Source organism: Marinospirillum alkaliphilum DSM 21637, assembly GCF_900119735.1.
Lineage (GTDB): Bacteria > Pseudomonadota > Gammaproteobacteria > Pseudomonadales > Halomonadaceae > Marinospirillum > Marinospirillum alkaliphilum.
The window spans coordinates 346,525-370,069 of record NZ_FPJW01000002.1 but is presented as its reverse complement, the minus strand read 5'-3'; the positions used below and the strand labels follow the sequence as shown (position 1 = coordinate 370,069).

22 protein-coding genes and 1 tRNA gene are annotated in these 23,545 nt (G+C 54.9%); 11 read left to right on the top strand and 12 right to left on the bottom strand.

Going from position 1 to position 23,545, the window contains the following annotated elements; all coding sequences use genetic code 11:
- Window positions 1-30: 30 nt before the first annotated feature.
- The 4 genes from BT114_RS04965 to rpsU form a co-directional block, all read right to left on the bottom strand.
- A tRNA-Ile gene (locus tag BT114_RS04965) sits at window positions 31-106 on the bottom strand.
- 63 nt (window positions 107-169) lie between these two features.
- The gene (gene rpoD / locus BT114_RS04960) at window positions 170-2,044 is read right to left on the bottom strand and encodes an RNA polymerase sigma factor RpoD (protein ID WP_072325214.1); all 1,875 of its coding nucleotides are present in this window, start codon (window positions 2,042-2,044) and stop codon (window positions 170-172) included.
- Between the two features lie 104 nt (window positions 2,045-2,148).
- Entirely contained in the window at window positions 2,149-4,002 is a 1,854-nt protein-coding gene (dnaG, locus tag BT114_RS04955; protein ID WP_072325213.1) for a DNA primase, read from the bottom strand.
- A gap of 176 nt (window positions 4,003-4,178) precedes the next feature.
- Entirely contained in the window at window positions 4,179-4,394 is a 216-nt protein-coding gene (gene rpsU, locus BT114_RS04950) for a 30S ribosomal protein S21 (protein ID WP_072325212.1), read from the bottom strand.
- Between the two features lie 289 nt (window positions 4,395-4,683).
- Here rpsU and tsaD point away from each other — a divergent pair, with 289 nt between their 5' ends.
- Genes tsaD through folK form a run of 3 tightly spaced genes read left to right on the top strand, consistent with a single transcriptional unit; the run spans window position 4,684 to window position 6,624 of the window.
- Complete coding sequence (gene tsaD / locus BT114_RS04945) at window positions 4,684-5,721, top strand: tRNA (adenosine(37)-N6)-threonylcarbamoyltransferase complex transferase subunit TsaD (RefSeq protein ID WP_072325211.1); 1,038 nt, start codon at window positions 4,684-4,686, stop codon at window positions 5,719-5,721.
- On the top strand, window positions 5,718-6,092 hold the full coding sequence (gene folB / locus BT114_RS04940; RefSeq protein WP_245770389.1) for a dihydroneopterin aldolase: 375 nt from the start codon (window positions 5,718-5,720) through the stop codon (window positions 6,090-6,092). The genes tsaD and folB overlap by 4 nt, the downstream gene beginning before the upstream one ends.
- Complete coding sequence (gene folK, locus BT114_RS04935; RefSeq protein ID WP_177247044.1) at window positions 6,085-6,624, top strand: 2-amino-4-hydroxy-6-hydroxymethyldihydropteridine diphosphokinase; 540 nt, start codon at window positions 6,085-6,087, stop codon at window positions 6,622-6,624. Before folB ends, folK begins: the two co-directional genes overlap by 8 nt.
- Here the strand turns inward: folK and BT114_RS15275 are convergent.
- Window positions 6,614-7,705 (bottom strand): tRNA nucleotidyltransferase/poly(A) polymerase-related protein, encoded by a 1,092-nt coding sequence (locus BT114_RS15275; protein ID WP_072325210.1) that lies wholly within the window; start codon window positions 7,703-7,705, stop codon window positions 6,614-6,616. The two genes, folK and BT114_RS15275, sit on opposite strands and share 11 nt — an antisense overlap.
- 152 nt (window positions 7,706-7,857) lie before the next feature.
- Between BT114_RS15275 and BT114_RS04925 the strand changes: the two genes are divergently transcribed.
- Window positions 7,858-8,394 (top strand): LPP20 family lipoprotein, encoded by a 537-nt coding sequence (locus BT114_RS04925; protein ID WP_072325209.1) that lies wholly within the window; start codon window positions 7,858-7,860, stop codon window positions 8,392-8,394.
- A gap of 93 nt (window positions 8,395-8,487) precedes the next feature.
- Window positions 8,488-9,696 carry a flagella assembly protein FlgT gene (locus BT114_RS04920; protein WP_072325208.1) on the top strand — a complete coding sequence of 403 codons (1,209 nt, stop codon included), beginning with the start codon at window positions 8,488-8,490 and terminating at the stop codon, window positions 9,694-9,696.
- Between the two features lie 24 nt (window positions 9,697-9,720).
- Here the strand turns inward: BT114_RS04920 and glpE are convergent, their stop codons facing one another.
- The 6 genes from glpE to BT114_RS04890 are packed head-to-tail and all read right to left on the bottom strand — an operon-like array spanning window position 9,721 to window position 16,661.
- Window positions 9,721-10,035, bottom strand: a complete 315-nt coding sequence (gene glpE / locus BT114_RS04915; protein ID WP_072325207.1) for a thiosulfate sulfurtransferase GlpE — start codon at window positions 10,033-10,035, stop codon at window positions 9,721-9,723.
- Between the two features lie 34 nt (window positions 10,036-10,069).
- On the bottom strand, window positions 10,070-10,894 hold the full coding sequence (locus tag BT114_RS04910; protein WP_072325206.1) for a symmetrical bis(5'-nucleosyl)-tetraphosphatase: 825 nt from the start codon (window positions 10,892-10,894) through the stop codon (window positions 10,070-10,072).
- Window positions 10,876-11,688, bottom strand: coding sequence for a 16S rRNA (adenine(1518)-N(6)/adenine(1519)-N(6))-dimethyltransferase RsmA (gene rsmA / locus BT114_RS04905; RefSeq protein ID WP_072325317.1), 813 nt, complete (start codon window positions 11,686-11,688; stop codon window positions 10,876-10,878). Before rsmA ends, BT114_RS04910 begins: the two co-directional genes overlap by 19 nt.
- 25 nt (window positions 11,689-11,713) lie before the next feature.
- Complete coding sequence (pdxA, locus tag BT114_RS04900) at window positions 11,714-12,724, bottom strand: 4-hydroxythreonine-4-phosphate dehydrogenase PdxA (RefSeq protein WP_072325205.1); 1,011 nt, start codon at window positions 12,722-12,724, stop codon at window positions 11,714-11,716.
- On the bottom strand, window positions 12,721-14,013 hold the full coding sequence (locus tag BT114_RS04895) for a peptidylprolyl isomerase (protein ID WP_143142762.1): 1,293 nt from the start codon (window positions 14,011-14,013) through the stop codon (window positions 12,721-12,723). The genes pdxA and BT114_RS04895 overlap by 4 nt, the downstream gene beginning before the upstream one ends.
- A gap of 14 nt (window positions 14,014-14,027) precedes the next feature.
- Entirely contained in the window at window positions 14,028-16,661 is a 2,634-nt protein-coding gene (locus BT114_RS04890) for an LPS-assembly protein LptD (RefSeq protein ID WP_245770394.1), read from the bottom strand.
- Window positions 16,662-16,771: 110 nt separating this feature from the next.
- Here BT114_RS04890 and BT114_RS04885 point away from each other — a divergent pair, with 110 nt between their 5' ends.
- Genes BT114_RS04885 through djlA form a run of 3 tightly spaced genes read left to right on the top strand, consistent with a single transcriptional unit; the run spans window position 16,772 to window position 19,442 of the window.
- On the top strand, window positions 16,772-17,836 hold the full coding sequence (locus BT114_RS04885; protein ID WP_177247043.1) for an aminoglycoside phosphotransferase family protein: 1,065 nt from the start codon (window positions 16,772-16,774) through the stop codon (window positions 17,834-17,836).
- A complete protein-coding gene (gene murU / locus BT114_RS04880; protein WP_245770388.1) occupies window positions 17,833-18,597 on the top strand; it encodes an N-acetylmuramate alpha-1-phosphate uridylyltransferase MurU in 765 nt (254 codons plus the stop codon). Before BT114_RS04885 ends, murU begins: the two co-directional genes overlap by 4 nt.
- Complete coding sequence (gene djlA, locus BT114_RS04875) at window positions 18,594-19,442, top strand: co-chaperone DjlA (protein ID WP_072325202.1); 849 nt, start codon at window positions 18,594-18,596, stop codon at window positions 19,440-19,442. The genes murU and djlA overlap by 4 nt, the downstream gene beginning before the upstream one ends.
- A gap of 32 nt (window positions 19,443-19,474) precedes the next feature.
- On the opposite strand, the gene BT114_RS04870 is transcribed toward djlA, so the two are convergent.
- A complete protein-coding gene (locus BT114_RS04870; RefSeq protein ID WP_072325201.1) occupies window positions 19,475-20,461 on the bottom strand; it encodes a DUF3530 family protein in 987 nt (328 codons plus the stop codon).
- Window positions 20,462-20,653: 192 nt separating this feature from the next.
- Between BT114_RS04870 and rpe the strand changes: the two genes are divergently transcribed.
- The 3 genes from rpe to trpE are packed head-to-tail and all read left to right on the top strand — an operon-like array spanning window position 20,654 to window position 23,545.
- Window positions 20,654-21,346: a ribulose-phosphate 3-epimerase gene (gene rpe, locus BT114_RS04865; protein WP_072325200.1), complete on the top strand. Its 693-nt coding sequence runs from the start codon at window positions 20,654-20,656 to the stop codon at window positions 21,344-21,346.
- Entirely contained in the window at window positions 21,339-22,046 is a 708-nt protein-coding gene (locus BT114_RS04860) for a phosphoglycolate phosphatase (protein ID WP_342715717.1), read from the top strand. Before rpe ends, BT114_RS04860 begins: the two co-directional genes overlap by 8 nt.
- Window positions 22,043-23,545 (top strand): anthranilate synthase component I, encoded by a 1,503-nt coding sequence (gene trpE / locus BT114_RS04855; RefSeq protein WP_072325199.1) that lies wholly within the window; start codon window positions 22,043-22,045, stop codon window positions 23,543-23,545. The genes BT114_RS04860 and trpE overlap by 4 nt, the downstream gene beginning before the upstream one ends.

The window sequence follows — 23,545 nt, the reverse complement described above, 5'->3', positions numbered from 1 at the left end:
CCATAACTAACTGAGTTTTCTGTCTTTTGCTGGTGGGCCCAGCAGGACTCGAACCTGCAACCAAAGGATTATGAGTCCTCTGCTCTAACCATTGAGCTATAGGCCCTGAAAGCGCCATTGATCATACCAGAAAGCCTTGATGAATCAAGGCTTTCTGGTCAAACACAGATCAATCGTCAAGGAAGGAACGCAGGGCGTCACAACGAGACGGATGACGCAGTTTACGCAGCGCCTTGGCCTCAATCTGACGAATACGCTCGCGTGTTACATCAAACTGTTTACCAACTTCTTCCAGCGTGTGGTCGGTATTCATGTCGATGCCAAAACGCATGCGCAGCACCTTGGATTCACGTGCAGTCAAGCCCGCCAGAACCGAGCGCGTGGCTTCAACCAGACCTTCACCGGTGGCTGAGTCAATCGGGGATTCCTGATTGGTATCCTCGATGAAGTCGCCCAGGTGCGAGTCTTCATCATCACCGATCGGAGTTTCCATCGAGATGGGCTCCTTGGCAATCTTCAGCACCTTGCGTACCTTGTCTTCCGGCATATCCAGACGCTCGCCCAGCTCTTCTGGGCTGGGTTCACGACCCATTTCCTGCAGCATCTGACGCTGTACACGATTGATCTTGTTGATGGTTTCAATCATGTGCACAGGAATACGGATGGTGCGCGCCTGGTCAGCAATCGAGCGAGTGATGGCCTGACGTATCCACCAGGTGGCGTAGGTCGAAAACTTGTAACCACGACGAAACTCAAACTTGTCGACCGCTTTCATCAGACCGATGTTGCCTTCCTGGATCAGATCCAGGAATTGCAGACCACGGTTGGTATACTTTTTGGCGATGGAGATCACCAGTCGCAGGTTGGCTTCGACCATTTCCTTCTTGGCGCGACGACTCTTGGCTTCACCAATCGACAAACGACGGTTAACCTCTTTCAGATCACCAACACTGAGTTGATACTTTTCTTCATAAGAACGGATACGCTTCTGACCACGCTGAATGTCCAAGCGGTACATGCGCAGCTTCTTGCCGATTTCATCATCACGGGCAATCAGCTCGTCAATCCATTCCAGATCTGTTTCACGTCCCGGAAAGCTACCAATAAAGTCGGTGCGGGGCATTTTTGCCTTGCCAACACACAGCTTCATGATCTGTTTTTCCTGGTCACGAATATCGGTTACAGCATTGCGTACGTCACCGACCAGACGCTCATAGTGCTTGTTGGAGAGTTTAAATGGCGCAAAAAGTTCACCAAGCAGCTCCAGCTCTTTTTGGGTCCGCTTGTCGCGGAAGCCATGTTTAGCCATTGTGCTGCGCGCTTTTTCAAGCTGCTCGCGCAAGGCAGTGAAACGGATACGCGCTTCTTCAGGATCAGGACCACTGACGGCGGCGTCTTCATCATCTTCACCTGATGACTCCGTTTCTTCCTCGTCATCTTCGTCGTCAATATCCTTGCCACCCGCTTTATTGCCTGCAGGCTGGTCTGGCAGTTCTGCATCCTCTGTTTCTGGTGGCAGCTCTTCCACCGGATCAATAAAGCCGGCAAAGACATCGGTCAGACGGCCGCTTTCTGCTTCCACCACCTGATCATAGGCGCTGACAATGCTTTCCACTGAACCAGGCAAATAGGCAAGGGCTGCCATCACTTCGCGGATGCCTTCTTCAATGCGCTTGGCAATGACGATTTCACCTTCACGAGTCAGCAGCTCCACGGTACCCATTTCACGCATGTACATGCGCACCGGGTCAGTGGTTCGACCGGCATCGCTTTCCACAGCGGCCAGTGCAGCCACGGCTTCCTCTGCCACTGAGTCGTCGGCGGAGTCGCCGTCGGTCATCAGCAGGGTTTCCATGTCCGGGGCTTCCTCACTGACGGGGATGCCCATATCGTTAATCATACGAATGATGTCTTCGACCTGATCCGGGTCGGAAATTTCTTCCGGCAGATGATCGTTGACTTCCGCGTAGGTCAGGTAACCCTGCTCCTTACCGCGTGCAATCAATTCTTTCAGGCGAGACTGCTGCTGCGCGTTCCCGGACATAGAACCCCTATCTCAGCTATGCAAGAAACTTGGATATGGTAAAGGGCTGATGAACTACAGCCCAATGACAAGCGCGGAATTTTAGCACAACCGCACTTAACCGTCTATTTACCGTTTGATTTGTGATGCTTGCTTTGCACCAGTTGCCACAACTCCTGGTGCTCTTGTGGCGACAACTGGCCTTGCCGCGAAGCTTCCAGCAAGGCCTGGTATCGCGCCTCAACAACGGATGCTTCCTGCTGCTCCAGCAAATGCCTGGCCAGCGCACACACTTCAGTGGCTGCTGCATCCTGATTCAGCTCCAATGCCTGCTGTGCTCTCTCAGCCAAAGCCTCACCTTCTGGCGTTCCTGCCCAGTAGGCCAGTAACACCTGAGGCGTGATATCAGGGCTGCGTAACAAATAATCAAGCAGGCGCGCCAGCAGGCTTTCTTCTTCCAGCAAGCCCGCCAGTTTTTCAGGCACCTGGGCAATCAATCGCGGATACCGCACCAGCAAACGCAACAGGCGCTCCTGGGGTGGCAATGTCATGCCAGCAGTGGCCGCTGACCGGTTCACCTCAGGCGCTGCGACCTGGCGAAATGTTGCCGAAGCACCGGCAGCCGGTACCGATTGCTCAGCAACACGCCCCTGGGCCTGCCCTCCGGGTGAACCCAGTAAATCATTTTCAGTCAAACCGCTCAGTCGACAGACCTGTGTGATGATGCGCCGTTTCAGCAAACCCACCGGTAAAGCCTGTAACAGTGGCCGGGCAGCAGTGGCCATTCGTGCCTGGTCATCCAGCAGATCAAGATCCAGCCCCTGCTGCAGGTAACGCAACAGGTATTCAGCCAGCGGCAGTGCCTGTCCGACCCGCTGTTCAAACAAGCCAGCGCCTTCTTTGCGCACCAGCGTATCCGGATCTTCGCCCTGCGGCAGAAACAGGAAGCGGGCATGGCGTCCATCCGTCATCAGCGGCAACACCGTCTGCAATGCCCTGACCGCAGCCTGAGAACCGGCAGCATCACCGTCAAAACAAAACACTACTTCATTAACCAGCCGAAAAATACGCCGCAGATGCTCTTCACTGGTTGCCGTCCCCAGCGTGGCCACCGCCCAGTGAATGCCCTGCTGTGCCAGTGCCACCACATCCATGTAACCTTCAACCACCAGAATGCGGTCCAGCCGACCCGGTTGACGCCGCGCCTCATAAAGACCGTAAAGTTCCTGCCCCTTATGGAACAGCGGTGTTTCCGGCGAGTTGAGGTATTTGGGTTTGCTGTCATCCAGCACTCGACCACCAAAACCGATGGTCTGGCCTTTGATATTGCGAATCGGAAACACCACCCGATTCCGAAAACGGTCATAAACCCGGCCGGTTTCTTCCTTCTGCACCAGCAAACCCAGCTCCAACTGCAAAGCCTCGGACACACCTGCCTGTAACAGGTGGTTTTTCAGGGCATCCCAGGCATCGGGAGCCACACCCAACGCAAAAGATTCCAGCGTGGCATCACTCAGCCCCCGCAACTGCCGAAAATAGTTCAACCCCGCCTGCCCACCCGGCTGCTGCATGTAGTCCTGATAAAAGCGACTGGCCAGCTCCATGCAATGCTGGCGCAGATCCGCTTCGACCTTCTGCTGCTGGCGTTGCTGCTCGCTGCGCCCGGAATGACCACCCTCTTCACGCGGCACCTGCATACCCTGCATGCGCGCCAGGGTTTCCACTGCCTCAACAAACTCCTGGTGGTCGTGCTCCATCAGAAAGGTCAGCGCATTGCCACTGGCACCACAGCCGAAACAGTAATAAAACTGCTTGTCAGGATTAACACTGAACGAGGGGGATTTTTCGTTGTGGAAGGGACAAAGGCCTGAGAAGTTCTTGCCGGTTTTTTTCAGAGTCAGCCGGGAGCCAATCACTTCTGCCAGGTCCGTACGGGCCAGCAATTCATCGATGAAGTGTTGGGGAATGCGTCCAGCCATGTGAGAACCCTGTTTAAACGCAGCACTCAGGAATCCTTTGATTAACTATTGCGCTCATCACGTTAATCAGAGGTTCCTTAAAAAAGAAAAGCGAGCCACAACCGAAATTGTTGACTCGCCCAGAGGTTGCCTTGCGTCAAGACAACTTCAATGCAAACTTGCCTTTCGGCACCTGATTAATACAGGCGCTCGAAACGACGCTGTTCGCGCTGAAGTTTTTTCTGATGACGTTTGACAGCCGCTGCTTTCTTACGCTTACGCTCTGCGGTGGGTTTTTCGTAAAACTCACGACGACGTACGTCAGCCAGAACACCGGCTTTTTCGCAGGAACGCTTGAAGCGACGCAGGGCGACGTCAAACGGCTCGTTGTCTTTGACTTTAACTGCAGGCATTAAAATCACCGTCCTTAAAGGGTTGGGTAGTAGTTTAGGGGTACAGCAAGGCGGGAATTTTACTCCTTCACCGGCAGTCGTGCAAACATTAAGCAGTTTCCTTTATAATGCCCGGCTTCAAAGAAACCTCTGAATTAATGTCACGAGCGCAGGTTAGGCAAGGCGAAATTGGCTGAAAAAGCGGAGTTTACACAGAGTAAATGAGCATTTTGAGGCCAATTTCAACACAGCATAAGCCAGCAAAGTAGTTAATCAGAGGTTTCCAAACTGCTTTGTGGAGCCGCTCGCCATGCTGGTGCTGGGTATCGAAACCTCCTGTGATGAAACCGGTGTTGCCCTTTATGACACCACCCGAGGACTGGTCGCTGACGCCCTCTACAGTCAGGTCGAGTTGCACGAGCGTTATGGGGGGGTGGTGCCGGAGCTGGCATCTCGCGATCACCTGCGCAAACTCTCCCCGCTGGTGCGGCAACTGCTTGATGAGTCCGGCCATACCCTGCAGCAACTGGATGGCATCGCCTATACTGCAGGCCCCGGCTTGATCGGTGCACTGATGACCGGTGCCTGCTTTGGGCGATCACTGGCTTTTGCACTGCAAATACCGGCGCTGGGCATCCATCACATGGAGGGCCACCTGCTGGCCCCCCTGCTGGATCAGACTCAGACACCCCCCGAATTCCCCTTTGTGGCACTATTGGTTTCCGGTGGTCACACCCAGCTGATCCAGGTGGATGCCATCGGTGAATACACCCTGCTGGGTGAATCCGTGGATGATGCTGCCGGTGAAGCCTTTGACAAAACCGCCAAGCTGCTGGATCTGGGTTATCCCGGCGGCCCACGATTGGCTCGCCTGGCCGAACAGGGCACCCGCGGGCGCTTCCGCTTTCCTCGCCCGATGACCGATCGCCCCGGCCTGGATTTCAGCTTCAGCGGTCTGAAAACCCACACCCTGACCTGCGTGAAACAGTTGCGGGAAACTGATCAACTGGATCAGCAAACCCTCGCTGATGTGGCCTGGGCCTTTCAGGATGCGGTGGTCGACACCCTGGTCATCAAGTGCAAACGCGCCCTGAAACAAACGGGCCTGAAACGCCTGGTGATTGCTGGTGGCGTCAGTGCCAATCAACACCTTCGTGAACAGTTGCGCAGTACTTTGCAGGGTATGGGTGGCGAGGTTTATTACCCGGCTCCAGCCTATTGCACGGATAACGGTGCCATGATTGCTTATGCCGGTGCCTGTCGGCTGCTGGCAGGGCAGCAGGATCAGTCACCCCCCCCGGCCCTTCGACCCAGATGGCCGCTGGTTGAACTGCAGGGACTGGCATGATGCAAGACGTCATTTTTATTCACAACCTGCAACTGCTGGCCAGTATTGGCGTGTTTGACTGGGAGAAACAACTGCTGCAAAAGCTGGAAGTGGATGTGGAGCTGCTGACCGACATTCGTCCTGCAGCCAGCAGCGAACAACTGCACCAGACCCTGGATTATGCCGCCATCAGCCAGCGACTGATGCAACTGGTACAGAGCCAGCACCATGATCTGATTGAAACCCTTGCTGAACGCATGGCGGCATGCCTGCTGGCCGAATTCAACACCCCACAGGTCACCCTGACACTGCGCAAGCCCGGTGCGGTGCCTGCTGCAACCACTGTCGGCGTTCGCATCTGCCGGCAACGTCAGGAGGCAACCCTTGACTGACTCACAAGTGCAGGTCTGGATCAGTCTGGGCAGCAATCATGATCGCCATCACCAGATCAGCCGTGCACTGGACGGTTTGCATCAGGCCTTTGGTGAGCTGACCATCAGCCAGGTTTACGAAACCCAGCCCGTTGGCCTGAAAGTGAAAAAATGCGCCCCTTTTTACAACCTGGTGGCCGGGTTTTATACCCAGCTACAGCCCGGGGAACTGAATGCCTTCCTGAAACAACTGGAAGCCGGTGAAAAATACCTGCGCCCCACAGATCAAAGCACCTATGTCCGCGCCCTTGATCTGGACATTCTTCTCTGGGGAGAAGCGAGCGGCAACCATGATGGCCTGCAACTGCCCTACAAAGACCTGCTGAAGCATGATTTTGTACTGCGCCCGATGGCTGAACTGGCACCGAATCTGTGTCCACCGGGCAGCCAGCAAACCTTCCTTCAGCTATGGCAAACACATCAACACCCGGATCAACTGATGCAGGCCGTTGATTTCACCTGGCAGGGGCGTCAGATTTCTTTCAAGACTTAATGAGCTGCCGCAGCCGCTCCAATCGTTGTTGATGCAAGGCCTCCCCTACCGCAGGTCCCTTTAACCCTGCTGCCACCAGCGGCGCAGCAGAAACACCCTGCAGTTGAGACTGCCAGGCGACCAGTGACTGCCTGACAGGCGTTTGCTGCAAAGCCTCCAGCAGCTCAAGGGTAGTCTCCAGCAACTGTGGCTGACGCCAGGCATCCAGCAGATCATAAAGCTGCATCACCGCCTCGGCAGACTCACCCGCCAGCCCTTCACTGCCCTGCGCACGCAACAAAGCCTGCAACTGCCTGAAACAGGCCTGCGGCATCTTGATTTCACGATACAGATCAGCGGCAAAGGATTCTTCTGCCTGCCAGCCCAGCAGCGCCAGCTTCTGGGTTAACTGCAAGTGACTCAGTCGATCCAACCACACAAGATTACCCGGCTGCCGCTGCAAATGCCCAAACAATCCAGGCCATAAAACCTGCAAGGCACCGACCTGTTGCAAGACATGAAAAAACACACTGGGGCTGGGCGTTTGCAATGCTTTTTCAAGCTCTATCCAGCAGCGCTCTGGTGTCAGTGCCTGCATTTCTCCGATATGCACCAGCTGCTGCATCAATTGCATGGTCCCGGCTTCAACCTGAAACCCCAGCTCAGCAAAACGGGCAGCAAAACGGGCGGTGCGCAGCACCCTTAACGGATCTTCAGCAAAAGCCGGAGATACTGCACGCAATAAACGCTGCTGCAAATCAATCTGCCCCCCCCAGGGATCGATCAGCACACCCTCACTGTTTTCTGCCATGGCATTGATGGTCAGATCCCGTCGCTGCAGATCTTCTTCCAGTGTAACCGAAGGGTCCGCACAAACCACAAACCCCCGATACCCCTGACCCTGTTTACGCTCGGTACGGGCCAAAGCATACTCTTCTCCGGTTTCCGGATGCAGAAACACCGGAAAATCGCGACCCACCGGGCGATAGCCCAGCGCCTGCATTGCTTCAGGGGTGGCACCCACCACCACCCAGTCCCGGTCATGAACTGGCAATCCCAGCAACCTATCCCTGACTGCACCACCCACCAGATAAATCTGCATTGACTGCCTCAAAACATTAAATTTTTCATCGATGCGGCCGATTATGCGATAACATTGAATCAATAGCGCAATGTAACATTTTAAAGATGGCGCAGGCCTGAACCATCAGACTAGAATTGCAGTACAGGAAATACAGGATCCCGGGAGACAACATGATCAAAAAAATCCTTTTTGCAGGCAGCATGGTGCTGGCATTAACCCTGACCACCGGCTGCGCCTCCAAGAAACAGGAACAGTCTGCACCTCAGGCACAAACCTTCACCAATCTGGAAGTGGTCATTATCCGGGTTAATGGCTACGGTACTGCTGGTGAGGAAAACGTTCAGCTCAACGCCACTCAGCGCCGCCTCCTGGCCATGCGTGCATCCAAAATTGACGCTTACCGCTCCCTTGCTGAGCGTGTGAATGGCACCCGCATTCAAGGTGTGACAACCGTCAACAACCTGGCCACCACCGATGACAGCATTCGCGCTTTTGTTGACAGCCTGATTCGTGATGCCCGCGTGGCCAATGTTCGCGAATTGAGCGATGGCTCTTTTGAAACCCAACTGGAGCTGGTGCTGGAACCTGAAGTACAGCGCTGCATGCTGGAAGGTGAAGCAGATAACCCCATCTGTCGTCCAGCCACCGTCAGCAGCAGCAGCCAGCCTTCCCAGCAAGGCCGCAATACTCGTTACCACCTGGATTGAGGCAAAGGAGTAGAGGCACTCCTCAGCACTGGACTTTTTCTTCGGGAAGTATCAATCTGATACTTCCCGTTTTGCTTTCAATGGACCGGATTCATGCATAAAGCGATCATCTTAATGCTGTTGCTGCTACTCAGTCTGCCACTGCAAGCAACCCAATGGGTTGAGGCAACCGGCTCCGCTGTTATCCAGCATCAGGATCTCACCAACGCTCGTCGTGCCGCCATTCGTGACGCCCTTCGTCAGGCCAGCTTTCAGGGTGCACTGGAAATTAATGGTTATCAAGCCATGAGCGGCGGCCAGATCCACACCGACCAGGTTGCCATCAGCACCCAAAGCAGCATTCTGGAAATGGAAGTGCTCAATGAAAAAGTCGAGCGTGGCTTGCTGTTCGTAACGGTTCGCGCCAGAGTTGAAAATACCGGCAGCTGTGAAGGTGGCAACTATGCCAATGGTTATCGACGTAGCCTTGCAATCAGTAATTTTTACCTGGAAAGACCCTGGTCTGCCAACATGGGCGCCCTGCATGATGTGAATGAGCGCCTACCTCGTGAGCTACTGCAACGCATGCAGGGTTACGACCGACTTCGGGTTCTGGATGCCGTTCGTTATCAGCTCTACAACGACACCGGCAGCATTCCAACCTCGGTCAGTGATCGCGGCACTTTAACCACTGCGGTTGATACCGCAACACGTATTGGCTCGCAGTATGTATTGACCGGCGTGGTACGCAGCATGGATCTGCTACATCCGGAGCTGGCCAGTGAAAGACCACTGCTGCAAGGTATCTATGAGCGTACTCGTTATCGTGGTGACCGCTTTGCCAGAGACTTTAAGGTGGATCTGTTTATTCACGATGGTTTCAGTGGCGAGCTGGTGACCAGCCGCAGTTACAACATCACCGGCAACTGGACAGAAAATCGCACCGAGAAGGTTGGGTTTGGTAGTCCACGTTTCTGGGAAACTGACTATGGTCGTAAAGTAGATGACTTGATTGAGCAGATGGTCAGTGACTTGCATGTGATGGTGGGTTGCCAACCGTTTATGGCTCGCATTACCCGTACCGACAACAAGACCCTATACATTGATGCTGGCTCTGATGCAGGGTTACGCCCCGGTGATACCCTGGGTGTCTACCGCCTGAACACTTTTTTTGATCACACCCAGCGACCCTACACCGAGCTGGTACCGGTGGATTTGACACTGAGCCTGCGCCGGGTACAACCCAATTTTGCCAACGGCACCCTGGTGACCCTGCCAGAGATGGTGAATATCCAACAGGGTGACCTGGTGATCGCCTGGTAAACCATTTATTGCCTGGTGACAGACTTATTCACAAGCATCCGGATGGCAGGTTTTCCAGAACTCAAAACCGCCATCCAGGCTGTAAACCTCGCTGAAACCCTGCTCAGCCAGAAACTGGGCAGCACTCTGACTGCTCATGCCGTGATAACAACACACCACTGTCGGTCGAGCTTTGTCGGCAGCGGCCAGAAAAGCTTGCAGATTACTGTTATCCAGTCGTGTTGATGAACGAATGTGGCTGGCATCAAAACTCTGCGGATCACGGATATCAACAAAAGTGGCCTTGTCCTGATCCAGCAGTTCCCGGGCCATCTGCGCCTGAATGATCTTGAAACTCATAACATCCCTCTCCGGCTTGACATAAAAAGAACCATTATATGAGATCTTTCTTAATTGAAGCCACCCGAAATACCTGCTGATCCTCCAACCGCATGGCGGTCAGAAACTGCCCCCAGACACACCCGGTATCCAGGGCATGAATACCACCAACACCGGTATGCCCGGATAAAGCAGCCCAATGACCAAAAATCATCCGGGACTCCGGCAATACCTGACTGGGGTAACTGAACCAGGGAGCATAACCCTTGGGTGCACTGCCAGCCTCACTCTTGCTGTCCAGCTCAAGGGTGCCATCCGGCTTGCAGAAACGCATGCGAGTGAAATAATTGATGATGCAACGAAAGCGCTCCTGCCCCTGCAGCTTGTCAGACCAGCAACGCGGCTTGTTGCCAAACAGATGTGTCAATAATTGCTGCTGGCGGTCTGAACGCAACTCCTGCTCTACCTCTGCTGCCAGCGTTTTAGCCTGAGTCAGGGTCCAGATTGGCGGGATGCCTGCATGGGTCATCACAAAACCCAGCGCAGTGTCATGATGCAAAAGTGGCTGATTGGCCAGCCAGTCCAGTAAAGCCGGGGCATCTGGTGCTTTCAGCAGCTTATCCAGCGTGTCCGAACGGCGTGTTTTGCGCAAACCTCTGGCAACCGCCAACAAATGAATATCATGGTTACCCAGCACCACCTGCACCCGATCACCCAGGCCTGCAGCATAACGCAGCACTTCCAGCGAACCGGCCCCACGATTCACCAGATCGCCGGCCAACCACAGACGATCCTGCCAGGGGTCAAAGGCTATGTCTTGCAGTAACTGCTGAAAGGCCTCCCAGCAGCCCTGAATGTCTCCTATTGCGTAGGTTGCCATGCAGTATCCAGACGGTGATTGGCCAATTTCACAAACTCTTCCAGCGTCAGGGTTTCCGGTCTGCGCTGCGGGTCAATGCCCAATAACTCCAGCACCTCTGCGGCAATGACTCCTTTCAGGTTATTACGCAGGGTTTTACGGCGCTGTGCAAATGCCAGTCGAACGGTATCAGCAAGCAGTTGCTCGTCCGCGGCAACAAAAGGCCGCTGAGTGTGTGGAGTCAAGCGTACAATGGCTGAGTCCACCTTGGGACGGGGGTTAAAACACTCAGGCGGCACTTCAAATAAAAACTCAACCTGGCAGTAGTACTGAGCCATCACACTGAGACGCCCCCACTGGCCGCTACCCGGACTGGCAGCCAGGCGTTCAACCACTTCCTTCTGCAGCATGAAGTGCATGTCCTCAATCAATCCCTGAAAGGACAGCAGATGAAAAATCAGTGGCGTGGAAATATTGTAGGGCAGGTTACCCACTACACGCAGTTTTTCATCACCTTGCCGCAAACCGGCAAAATCAAACTTCAGTGCATCTGCTTCATGCACCTGAAAACCCGAATGATTAAAAAACTTCACCTTCAAACCGGGAATCAGATCACGATCCAGCTCGACCACATCCAGGAAGCGGTTTTCTTCCAGCAACAGCTCTGTGATGGCACCCATGCCCGGGCCTATCTCGACCAGTCGATCTTCACCTCTGGGTGCTATGGCCCGCACAATACGGCGAATCATGCCTGGGTCCTGCAAGAAATTCTGACCAAAACGCTTACGCGCACGGTGACCCTGGAATCCAGCCATGTTGTTTTTCCCGGCAATCAAATTTTTAATGGTGTGCAGCAGATGCTGCACTGCGGAACTGCTCAGCGTAGTGCAGTGCGGTCTTCAAGCTGCCGATATCGGCCTGTCCTGTGCCAGCCAATGACAAGGCAGTGCCATGATCTACTGAGGTGCGAATGATCGGCAACCCCAAAGTAATGTTGGCCGCTCGCCCAAAGCCACGATGTTTCAACACCGGCAAGCCCTGATCATGGTACATGGCCAACACTGCATCACCCTGCGCCAGCACCTTTTCAGTGAACAGGGTATCTGCTGGCAAAGGCCCGATTAACTCCAGTCCTTCCTGGCGCAGCTGCTGCAACAGCGGTTCAATCACCTCAATTTCTTCCCGCCCCAGATGTCCGCCTTCACCGGCATGGGGATTAAGCCCACAGACCAGCAAACGGGGTTGTGTATAACCAAAGCGGTTGATCAGATCCTGATGAAAAATACGAATAATGCGTTCCAGTCGCTCTGCAGTGATGGCATCGGCCACCGCTCGCAACGGCAGATGGGTTGTTGCCAGCGCCACGCGCAACTCTGCTGTGGCCAGCAGCATCACCACTTCGTCACAACCACAACGCTGCTGCAGGAATTCCGTATGCCCGGTGAAAACATAACCGGCATCATTAATCACTCCCTTGTGAACCGGGGCAGTCACCAGGCCGGCGGCCTGCTGCTGTAAACACAGATCGGTGGCCAGTCGCAGGGTTTCCAGCACATAAGCAGCATTGGCCGGATTCAGGACACCCGGCTGGGCTGCCGTTGCCAACGCCACCGGCAATACACCGATTTTTCCCTGCGGCACCGGCAGATGCAGCTGATCCTGTCGGACTTCATGCAGCGGGCAGGGCAAACCCAGCACCGCCGCCCGATCAGACAGCAACTGCGGATCAGCCACTACCAGCCAATCTGATGACCAGCCTTCAGCGGCCAGTTGCAGCACCAGATCAGGCCCGATACCTGCCGGTTCACCGGCAGTGATCAGTAATGGTAAGCAAGCGGCTGTTCTTGTCATTCGCGAATCTCAACCCAGGTGCTGTCTCGAATTTCACGCAACCAGTTCTGCACTTCTTCTTCAAAACGCCGTTCTGACAAGAGTTGACGCACCTGCTGACGACGCAGATTGTCGGTCATATCCGATTTGCGACGCTCCTCGACCAGAATCAGATGCCAGCCAAACTGGCTCTGCACGGGTTCGGATACCTCACCAACGGCCAACTGGTTCATGGCCTGCTCAAAAGCGGGAACCATCTGTCCCGGACTGACCCAACCCAGGCTGCCACCTGACTGCTTGCTGCCCCGATCATCAGAATATTCACGGGCCAGGTCTGCCAGCGATTCACCACGACTGATGCGCTGACGCAGCTCGCGAAGCTGGTTCAGGGTCGCCTGCTCATCACGCAGCGCATTGGTGGACAACAACAGGTGACGGGCACGGGTCTGATCCACCAGATGCTGGGCACCACCACGTGTTTCCAATAGTTTGATCAGGTGAAAACCGCTGGGACTGCGAATCGGGCCTGCCATGCCACCAACCGGCAAACGCACCACCTGATCAGCAAACAAGGAAGGTAAAGCGGCAGCAGCACGCCAACCCAGATCACCGCCACTGAAAGCTTCGTCACCAGCAGAGCTGGAAATGGCCATTTCCTGGAAGTCTTCACCGGCATCCAGACGCTTTTTTAATGCTTCGGCACGCCGCTGGGCCTCACCGATCTGCTCAGGTGTCGGGTTATCCGGTACCTGAACCAGGATATGCCCAACCCGGAACTCACGCCCTTCCTGTTCCAAAGCTTCGGGGGAAGCCAGGTAATTTTCAATTTCCTGCTGACTGACCTGAATGCGATCACCAACACGACGCTGCCGGACCTGAGAAATCAGCATTTCCTGACGGATCTGCTCACGGAAAGCAGCAAAGCTCATGCCGTCAGCCTCAATGGCCTGGCTGAACTGACGCAGATCCATCTGATTCTGGCGAGCAATGCGCGTCAGGGTCTGGTTCAGGGTCTGCTCATCAATCCGCATACCGGCCTGGCGTGCCAACTGCAGCTGAATGGTGTCCAGAATCAGGCGATCCAGCACCTGCTGGCGTAATACTGCCTCCGGTGGGGCACGCAATCCACGATCAGCAATCTGTCCGCGCACCTGCTGCATGCGTTGCTGCAGCTCACTTTCCATCAGGGCTTCACGATCGACCACCGCCACCACCCGATCCAGCAAGCGAGGTTCAGCAAAGGTGATACCGCATAACAACAGCATCAGCAGACCAGCCATCACTCTTGATGCATTTTTCAGTTCAGACACAAACACCTCTTCCGTTATTCTCGGTCGGTATAACCCTGTATTTCATTAGCCAGCAAGCTCTGGGTGGAGTGTCCTGCACCACCCAACCCTTTAAATATCAAACGTAAATAAACACCGGGGTCGCGCTCCCGGGATGCAAAACGCCCATTGACCAGCTCCGGTGATTCATCCATGTAACGGACACTGTCACGATACAACAGCTGCACCTGCCAGCAACAGGAGTTGTACTCCAGCCCGGCAATATCATCCAGCACTTCACGCCGTTTCAGGTCATAACTGCGCTTCAGGAACAAGCGCCAGTGGTCATCCAATGGGAACACACCAGACACATAAACCTGATCTTCCGCACTGGCACGATAGGAGTAAGCATCAGCCAATGAACGATCTGGCTTTGGCCCCAGCAAACCATCCTGATTGCTGAAATTGGATACATAGGTGTGACCAAGGTTCAGATGCACATCGGATGGGTGGGTGTAACTGATGCGCTGATCTGACCGCTCTGTTATCCGAAAATAATCATCCCACAGCAGAGTGGCACGATAACCCAGTCGCTCATGAAAGTTCCAATTGAATACAAAGCCAAGACTAGAGCGATTTCGTACCAAACTATAGGGCCGTTCTTCACGTGGCTGGTTATCCGGTCGGTCCGGGTCATCCGGATGCAGGTAGGCATCTCTTGGATCGCTGTAATAATCAGCCATGCGTCGATCCGACAGATAATACTCCTGCGCCACACCAAAACTCATCACCTCACGCCCAGTCACCGGGCTCAGCAGTCGCTGAGTCAACCCAAGTGTGATTTTGCTGATGTCTGCAACCCGATCACGACCGACGGTTCGTTCGGCACGATAAAACTGGTTGAAGTCAAAATCCTTGAAAGCACCATCAAAGATGTTGGGTACATCATACTGTTCCACATAAGGAATGAAGGCCCCGAAAACCCTTGGCTCCAACGAATAGATAAACGGCTGTTCACCCAGATGTACATCTCGCTCCAGGAACACACCAGAATCCAGGCTGAGAATGGGAGCGGTGACGGATGGCTGCAGATTCACACTGTCCAGATTCAGGGCTGCATCTGCCTGATCATCCGGACTCCAGTAAGGATCCAGCCAGTACTGGCTGTGACGCAGCCTGGCTTGCGCCCTTACAAAGGACCAGGGCCAGCGCTGCTCGGCAGTGATTCCCGGTTCCAGGAACAGGCGCCAGGTATCCGGTGCTCCCCATTGTGTGACATAAAAGTCACCAGGCTTGCCAGGCGTTTCTTTCAGGTCTGTCGAGAAATAGCTGTCACCACTGACTTCACGATCAAACAACTTGCTGAAGTGAGTCAGCTCAAAGGTCACAGCCCAGCTTAAACGCTCTGACCACTCATCAGTGCCTCGCAGCTCAAACTGGGGCAGCTGATAATAACCCTGCAGGTCAGCATCCTGCTGATGGCGCAGATCAAACAGTTGATACTGGGACACAGCTTCATCTGCTGCAATATTGCGATCACGTGATGGCGTCAGATTCTGATAACCGCGTAAAGCCAGCTCTGCCGTCCATTGCTGCTGGCGATAACGCAACTGCAGCTCTTGCAATAATTCACGACTGTCATTGGTCGGATAACTGCCCAGGTCCGTAAAAAAACTGTCATCACTGACCTGTGCAAAATCCAGACTATAACTGAGCTGAGGACTCAACGCACCCCGATGCTGCAAGTCAATATGCCAACGGCTTTGTTTATAATAGACTTTATCCCTGTCCAGATAGGAGTAGTAAATCTCACCTTCGTCTGTGGGGCGTAAATAGCGCAACTCCAGACCACCCTGTATGCCACGCTGCTCAATCAAACGAGGATAAAGCGTCATGTCATGCGAAGGCGCCAGATTCAGGTAAACAGGCTGCAGGTAATCCAGGCCACTTTCTTTTTCCCATGAGATGCGTGGATACAGCAAACCCGTCTGGCGGCGGTCATCCAGCGGGAAACGGAACCAGGGCATGTAGAATACTGGTACATCTTTGATATGCAGGCGCACATGACGAGCGTCACCCACACCTTTCTCCTGGTCCAGCGTCAAGCGTCCAACAACCAACTGCCAGGCGCTATCATCGGGTGCACAAGTGGTCATGCTGGCTTCCCGCAATACCACTCGCCCATCACTCAACTGCTGTAGCTGCCAGGCACTGCCACGCCTGCGCTGCTGATGAATGACATAATGGACTTCATCAAGCCTGAATGACTGCTCTGACAGAGCATACTGCCCTTCTCTGGCTCTTAACAGCAGGTCAGACTGGCGTATTTCGAGGTTGCCATGCATCTGCGCTTCCGTGCGGTCAGCTGATAACCGAATCTCATCCGCCTGGGCAAAAACAGGTCCCTGGCGCAGGCGCACACCGCCATCCATCACCAAACCATCCACTGGCGAGTGCAGAACACGGCCTGCATCAATCAGCAAACTCGCTGCTGCAGGTGACAGGTCCGCCTCCGGCAAGTCCAGCTCCGGTGACAGATAAAAGCCACGACAGACCATGCCGGATGGGCGTGTGTCATAAACCTGCCAGTCCAACTGTTCCGCAGGCAGCTGGGCAGGGGGGGCAGCCAGCAGGCTCCCTCCTCCGGCAACCAGCAGCAAGGCAGCCAGTGAACTCATGCGGGCAGGCATAAAAGACAAGTGAAAACCCTCAAAACTGAAGACCCGGCAAGGCACTGCCAAAGCCTGAAAAAACGCGTATTATAGCCTTTCTCACTGCCACTGCCATGATTAATGCCGTTATGAATCCTGATGTCAAAACCACTGCAACGGAACGCTCCATTCACCTTCAGGAATGGCTGAAACCCTGGCTGAATAGATCCCCCATCCCGTTAACACCCGTTGCCGGTGATGCCAGCTTCCGGCGCTACTTTCGGGTTGAAGCTGCTGACAGCCGCAAGGGCACCAGCCTGATTCTGATGGATGCACCACCAGACAAGGAAAATTCCGAACGCTTTCTGCAACTGGCTCGTGCCTGGCAGCCACTGGGCATTCGAGTACCAACCGTCCATCAGGCCTGTACTCAACTGGGTGCAGCGCTGCTGGAAGATTTCGGTGATCAACAACTGATGCAAGCCGTCAGAGAGGAAGATCCGGCATCTGCCTCTCCCTTCTACCATCAGGCACTGCAACAACTGGCCCACTTACAGGTTCAGGCCACTCACTGCCCCACTGCTGCCAGCTTGCCGAACTATGACGAAGCTTTACTGCAACGTGAAATGGATCTGTTTGACGACTGGTTGCTGGGACAATTGCTCAAGCTGCCAGACCATGACCGCCCAGACGGCTGGACGGCTTTCCGACAGTCACTGGTGGATTCTGCACTGGAACAACCCAGGGTCGTGGTACACCGAGATTACCATTCACGCAATCTGATGCTACTGCCAGATCACCAACTGGGCATCCTCGATTTTCAGGATGCAGTCATCGGCCCCTGCACCTATGATGCTGTTTCGCTGATCCGTGACTGTTATCTGATGTGGCCTGAAGCCATCCAGGACCAGTGGCAGGAGCAGGCTCGCCAGCTACACTGCCGTAACTTCGAAACCATTCATGCAACTGACTGGCAGCGCTGGTTTGATTTAATGGGCATGCAACGCCATTTGAAGGCCGCTGGCATTTTTGCTCGGCTATGGCTGCGTGATGGCAAAGCGGGTTACCTGAAAGACATTCCCCGCACACTGCAGCATCTGCAACACGCCCTTGCAAGGCACAGTGAATTTCAACCCATCAGCCAGTGGCTGCATAACCAACTGATGCCACAACTGGAAATACAGCTGGATTCGTTGCTGAACACACCGGCATGATTGCACCCCCCACACCCGATGCTTCCATGATCAAACAATGCATGATTTTTGCAGCCGGGCTGGGTCAACGCATGTTGCCCCTGACCCAGCACACCCCCAAGCCACTACTGAAAGTGGCAGGCAAACCACTGCTGTTCTGGCATCTGGAGCGATTATCCCGCCTTGGCATCCAGCGGGCTGTCATCAATATCAGCCACCTGGGGCACCAGATCAGGGAAGCAGTTGGTGACGGTTCGGCCTGGCAGCTGAAGGTTCTGTTTTCCGAAGAAAACACTCCACTGGAAACCGGTGGCGGGCTCCTGAAGGCTCTACCACTTCTTCACCCCGAACCTTTTTTATTACTCAATGCTGATGTCTGGTGTGAACAGCTACCGAAGCTGAATGCACTGCGCCCTGAAAAAATGGCACACCTGTTGCTGGTAGCCAACCCGGAACACCATCCTCAGGGTGACTTTTACCTGGCACCCGATGGTCATTTACAGGACAACGCAGACGAGCAACATCAATGCTTAACCTTTGCAGGGCTTAGCCTGCTGCGGCCCGAGGCCTTTCAGCGTGAGCTGTTGATGGCTGCTTTTGGCCAGCACTTTCAAGCGGGTGATGCCTTTCCTCTCGCACCCTTGTTGCGGCAACTGATCCGGCAAAATCTTGCCAGCGGCGAAATGCTGCCGGGACAATGGGTCGATGTTGGCACACCTCAGCGACTGCAGGAACTGGATATAGAACTGATGAACAGACAACACAGGACACCCCTGGCATGAAGCTGAAGTTTCCCGCTTTTGCCGGCAAACTGCTGGGAGCTGCCTTGGGTTTTCTGCTCGGTGGCTGGGTGGGCTTTGCATTGGGTATCATTCTTGGCCACAGCTTTGATTATCATCGCCAGTCTGCCTTTGCGCTGCTGAGCCGTCTGCGACCTGCAGCCAACCTACCCGGCAGAAGTGAGCGCCTCTATCGCGAGTCCCTCTATATCTGCCTTGGGCATCTGGCAAAACAGGACGGCAGAGTATCACCCCAGGAAATTGCAGTTGCCGAAAAGTTATTTAAACGCCTAAGGCTAAAGCCTGCCGAAAGGGAAGAAGCCATTGCCCGTTTTAATGAAGGCAAACTGGCTTCCACCCAGGTAGAACCGAGGCTTGAAGAGCTGCGCAAACGTTATGCCAGCAAACCAGCACGTCGTCTGGATTTTCTCGATCAATTACTGGTCATGGCTTATGCTGATGGCGGGCCGCGCGCCTCCCAGTTAGAACGCTTACAGGCTTTTTTACCCCTGCTTGATATCAGCCCGGTGGACTTTGATCGACTACACCGGCGCATTCGTGAACAAAAGGGTTTTGCAGACAAGGAACAGAAGCAGTACACCTATAAAGGCCAGAAACAACGCTCCCAGCCCCAGCCCAGTTTGCTGACTGCCTACCGGACACTCGGCCTGAACTCTGATGCCAGTGCCGAGGACATCAAAAAAACCTACCGCAAGCTGATGAGTCAGAATCACCCAGACAAGCTCATGGCACAAGGACTGACGGACCGGGCACTGGAAAAAGCCAAGGAAAGGGCCCAGGAAATTCAGCAGGCCTATGCACTGCTGAAAAAGGCTCAGAAAGTATAAAAGGGCACTGCCTGCTGGTCGTCAGGAATCTCTCAGAGGCCGCGCAACCAGCCTTCCACCCTTTGTGACAACCAGCGATCAGTCGTGGCGGCCCGCGCACCACTTTCAAAATTCATCGGAAACTGCACCGCCTGCTGATTACCTGCCCGGCGATAAGCCGCCTTGCGTATTTCAGCCAGGTGTCGTTGCTCCTGGTTGCTGGCGTTATAGATATCCAGAATCGGTCGATTGGCACCCAACCTGCGAAGAGTGTCTGCAATTGAAGTCGGATCTGCACCTACCGGAGCTTCCACATGCAGCAGAATCAGTGGCACCTGACGACCCAGACGGCCACTTTCCAGCCAGGGTTGCAGCCAGTAGACACTCTCACCCTGCAGCACCAATACCAACTTGCCACCACTACCCACGTGATTCAGCGCAGACTGCACTCTGGCTTCTACCTTTTCACGATGCTGAGCCAGGCGCTCAGCGGGGTCCGGGCGCTCTTGCACCACTGGTTCTTCTTCATCCTCTTCTGCAAAACCAAAACCAGCGCTGGCTGCTGCGTCAGGCTCATCCTGCTTAACAGGTTTCTGATTCTGCGGCATGCGACTCAGTAATGGCCCTGGTGGCAGGGTTCGTGGCGCTACACCCAGGGGACGATAAGCGGGCAAGGACAAAGACAGGGTATGCCAGCCATACTCAGGAAGATTACGCCGAATGGGTGCAATACCCAGCGGCCAGTCGGGGTGTAAACCATCCCCAGGCAACAGCAGCAAGCGACCTTTCGGACGAGCACTCAAGGCTTCCAACTGCAGGGCAAGAAAGGTTTCATCATCAGCCAGCGGCAACTCCAGCAACTGGCTGGCTGGCAACTCATTTCTCAGTGTGCGCAGCATTTCCCGCATGGGATCAGGCTCAACTCGCTGAGGTGCAGTGTCTTCCTCCTCTTCCTCATCAAAACCAAAGCCTGCAGGCAGATTAGCCCAGACCGGAAACACCAGGATCAACAGCAAGAGTGCCAGCAGACGTTTTTTCACCTTGAATACCTATATCCTTGCAAACCTTAAATACCCGCTCTTTTGTACAAAAGGCAGTATAAACAGCTGTCAGTCAGCAACCAAGTCCTCCTGCTGAACGCTTTGTAGCCCAAGTGTTAAAGCAGCTGCTGCATCGATTCAACGAATCCCTTAAAATTAACCTTTGCCCAGCCACCAAGGAAACATCAACTCATGTCCAGCCGCCCCTTTCTGATCGCGCCATCCATTCTTTCTGCTGACTTTGCCCGCCTGGGCGAAGAGGTGGAGCAGGTACTGGCTTCTGGTGCCGACTGGGTTCATTTTGATGTGATGGACAACCACTATGTGCCCAATCTCACCATTGGCCCAATGGTTTGCAAAGCCCTGCGCAACCATGGCATCAAGGCACCGATTGATGTACACCTGATGGTGAAGCCGGTGGATCGCATCATCGGTGATTTCATTGAAGCCGGTGCCAGCAGCATCACCTTTCACCCGGAAGCCTCCGAGCATGTGGATCGCAGTCTACAGATGATTCGGGATGGCGGCTGCCAGGCCGGACTGGTGTTTAATCCAGCCACCCCTCTGCAATGGATGGACCATGTGATGGACAAACTGGATCTGGTGTTGCTGATGAGTGTTAACCCCGGTTTTGGCGGCCAGAAATTCATTCCCAACACCCTCAACAAGCTGCGCGAGGCCCGCCAGCGCATTGATGCTTCCGGCCTGCCGATCCGGCTGGAGATTGATGGTGGTGTTGGTGTGTCCAATATCGCAGAAATTGCTGCCGCCGGAGCCGACACCTTTGTGGCCGGCTCCGCCATTTTTGGTGCCGGACGCACCGAAGACCCTCATCGTTACGACACCGTGCTAGCTGCCCTGCGCCGGGAGCTGGCTGGTGGCTGAACTGCATCCGCTGTTACAACAGGCACGTCTGCTGGCCTTTGATCTGGACGGTACACTGATTGATTCGGTGCCGGATCTGGCACTGGCCATTGACCTGACACTGGCTGAACTGGATCTGCCGGCAGCCGGGGAAACCCAGGTACGCCGCTGGGTCGGCAATGGCAGCCTGAAGCTGCTGCAACGTGCCCTGACCGGCGGCATCGGTCAGGAGCACCTGCTGCCGGATGACGATCCTACGCTGGCTCAGGCCCACAGCCTGTTTCTGGATATTTATGACAGCCTGAAGGGTGAGCAGACCCGCCTCTACCCCGGCGTTCGGGAAACCCTCATCACCCTGCGGGGCATGGACCTGAAACTGGCATTGGTGACCAACAAACCCTATCGTTTTGTACCAGGTATTCTGGAACACTTTGGGCTGGAGCACACCTTTGACCAGGTATTGGGGGGCGACAGCCTGCCACAGAAAAAACCCGATCCGGCACCCTTGCTGCATCTGGCTCGACACTTTCAACTCTCACCGACAGTCTGCGCCCTGATCGGTGATTCCCGTCATGACATTCAGGCGGCTCGCGCTGCCGGTTTCATCAGTGTTGGTGTACCCTATGGCTACAATCACGGTGAGCCGCTGGATGATGCGGCACCCGACCTGATGATCGACTCTCTGAACCTGTTGCTGGACAACCAAGGATTCCCTGCATGACCCCCGAACACTTTGCTGCCCTGGCTGCCCAGGGTTACAACCGCATTCCGGTTGCCCGTCAGGTGCTGGCTGATCTGGACACACCACTGTCCACCTACATGAAGCTGGCCCAGACACCCTACAGTTACCTGCTGGAATCCGTGCAAGGTGGTGAAAAGTGGGGACGTTACTCCATCATTGGTCTGCCCTGCCATGAGCGGCTGGAAGTGCATGGCCACACCTTCAGCCTTTATCACCGGCATCAGCAGGTCAGCAGTGAAACTGTGGCCGATCCACTGGCTGCCATTGAAGCGTTTCAGCAGCGTTACCGGGTAGCTCCGGTGGAAGGCCTGCCGCGCTTCACCGGCGGCCTGGTTGGTTATTTCGGTCACGACACCATCCGCTACATTGAGCCGCGTCTGGCCGACAGTGCAGCCGCCCGACGCATGGCTGATCCACTGCAGGTGCCGGATATCCTGCTGATGGTCTCCGAAGATGTGGTGGTGTTTGACAACCTGTCCGGCAAACTGCAATTGATCACCCACGCCGACCCGACCCAGCCTGATGCCCTGGAGCAGGCTCACGAACGTCTGGAGGCACTGGAAATCCAGTTGCGCACCGCCACCCTGAACACCACCAGCCCCGGCACCGGACGTGCTGCAGTGGAAGAAAGTGACTTCCACTCCGGCTTCACTGAAGCCGGTTTCAAGCAAGCTGTTGATCAGATCAAGGAGTACATCCTGTCCGGTGACATCATGCAGTGTGTGCTGTCACAACGCATGAGTCTGCCATTTCGTGCCCAGTCGCTGGACCTCTATCGAGCCTTGCGCTGCCTGAATCCGTCGCCCTACATGTTCCACCTGCACCTGGATGACTTTCAGGTGGTCGGTTCATCACCGGAGATTCTTGCCCGCCTGGAGGATGGCGAAGTCACCGTGCGACCGATTGCCGGAACCCGCAAGCGTGGCCAGACCCCCGAGGAAGACCTGGCGCTGGAGCAGGAGCTGCTGGCCGATCCCAAAGAGTGCGCTGAGCACCTGATGCTGATCGACCTGGGGCGCAATGATGTGGGACGCATTGCCACCACCGGCAGCGTGAAAGTGACCGACAGCATGACCATCGAGCGTTATTCCCACGTCATGCACATTGTCTCCAATGTGGTGGGACAGCTGAAACCTGAACTGAATGCAATGGATGTATTGCGTGCCACCTTCCCGGCCGGCACCCTGTCCGGAGCCCCGAAAATCCGTGCACTGGAAATTCTGGATCAACTGGAACCGGTGAAACGCGGTGTTTACGGTGGTGCAGTCGGTTATCTGGGCTGGTACGGCAACATGGATACTGCCATTGCCATTCGCACTGCCGTGATCAAGGAAGGTCAGTTGCATATCCAGGCCGGTGCCGGCGTGGTGGCTGACTCAGTGCCACAACTGGAATGGGAAGAAACCCTCAACAAGGGACGCGCAGTGTTCCGGGCAGTGGCCATGGCAGAGCGAGGACTCGACAACCTGGAGGGTTAA

Bases quoted from the DNA above. Each gene is read 5' to 3' on its own strand.
- rpoD (WP_072325214.1), bottom strand. From the start codon at position 2,044: ATGTCCGGGAACGCGCAGCAGCAGTCTCGCCTGAAAGAATTGATTGCA.
- dnaG (WP_072325213.1), bottom strand. From the start codon at position 4,002: ATGGCTGGACGCATTCCCCAACACTTCATCGATGAATTGCTGGCCCGT.
- rpsU (WP_072325212.1), bottom strand. From the start codon at position 4,394: ATGCCTGCAGTTAAAGTCAAAGACAACGAGCCGTTTGACGTCGCCCTG.
- tsaD (WP_072325211.1), top strand. From the start codon at position 4,684: ATGCTGGTGCTGGGTATCGAAACCTCCTGTGATGAAACCGGTGTTGCC.
- folB (WP_245770389.1), top strand. From the start codon at position 5,718: ATGATGCAAGACGTCATTTTTATTCACAACCTGCAACTGCTGGCCAGT.
- BT114_RS15275 (WP_072325210.1), bottom strand. From the start codon at position 7,705: ATGCAGATTTATCTGGTGGGTGGTGCAGTCAGGGATAGGTTGCTGGGA.
- BT114_RS04925 (WP_072325209.1), top strand. From the start codon at position 7,858: ATGATCAAAAAAATCCTTTTTGCAGGCAGCATGGTGCTGGCATTAACC.
- BT114_RS04920 (WP_072325208.1), top strand. From the start codon at position 8,488: ATGCATAAAGCGATCATCTTAATGCTGTTGCTGCTACTCAGTCTGCCA.
- glpE (WP_072325207.1), bottom strand. From the start codon at position 10,035: ATGAGTTTCAAGATCATTCAGGCGCAGATGGCCCGGGAACTGCTGGAT.
- BT114_RS04910 (WP_072325206.1), bottom strand. From the start codon at position 10,894: ATGGCAACCTACGCAATAGGAGACATTCAGGGCTGCTGGGAGGCCTTT.
- rsmA (WP_072325317.1), bottom strand. From the start codon at position 11,688: ATGGCTGGATTCCAGGGTCACCGTGCGCGTAAGCGTTTTGGTCAGAAT.
- pdxA (WP_072325205.1), bottom strand. From the start codon at position 12,724: ATGACAAGAACAGCCGCTTGCTTACCATTACTGATCACTGCCGGTGAA.
- BT114_RS04890 (WP_245770394.1), bottom strand. From the start codon at position 16,661: ATGCCTGCCCGCATGAGTTCACTGGCTGCCTTGCTGCTGGTTGCCGGA.
- BT114_RS04885 (WP_177247043.1), top strand. From the start codon at position 16,772: ATGAATCCTGATGTCAAAACCACTGCAACGGAACGCTCCATTCACCTT.
- murU (WP_245770388.1), top strand. From the start codon at position 17,833: ATGATTGCACCCCCCACACCCGATGCTTCCATGATCAAACAATGCATG.
- djlA (WP_072325202.1), top strand. From the start codon at position 18,594: ATGAAGCTGAAGTTTCCCGCTTTTGCCGGCAAACTGCTGGGAGCTGCC.
- rpe (WP_072325200.1), top strand. From the start codon at position 20,654: ATGTCCAGCCGCCCCTTTCTGATCGCGCCATCCATTCTTTCTGCTGAC.
- trpE (WP_072325199.1), top strand. From the start codon at position 22,043: ATGACCCCCGAACACTTTGCTGCCCTGGCTGCCCAGGGTTACAACCGC.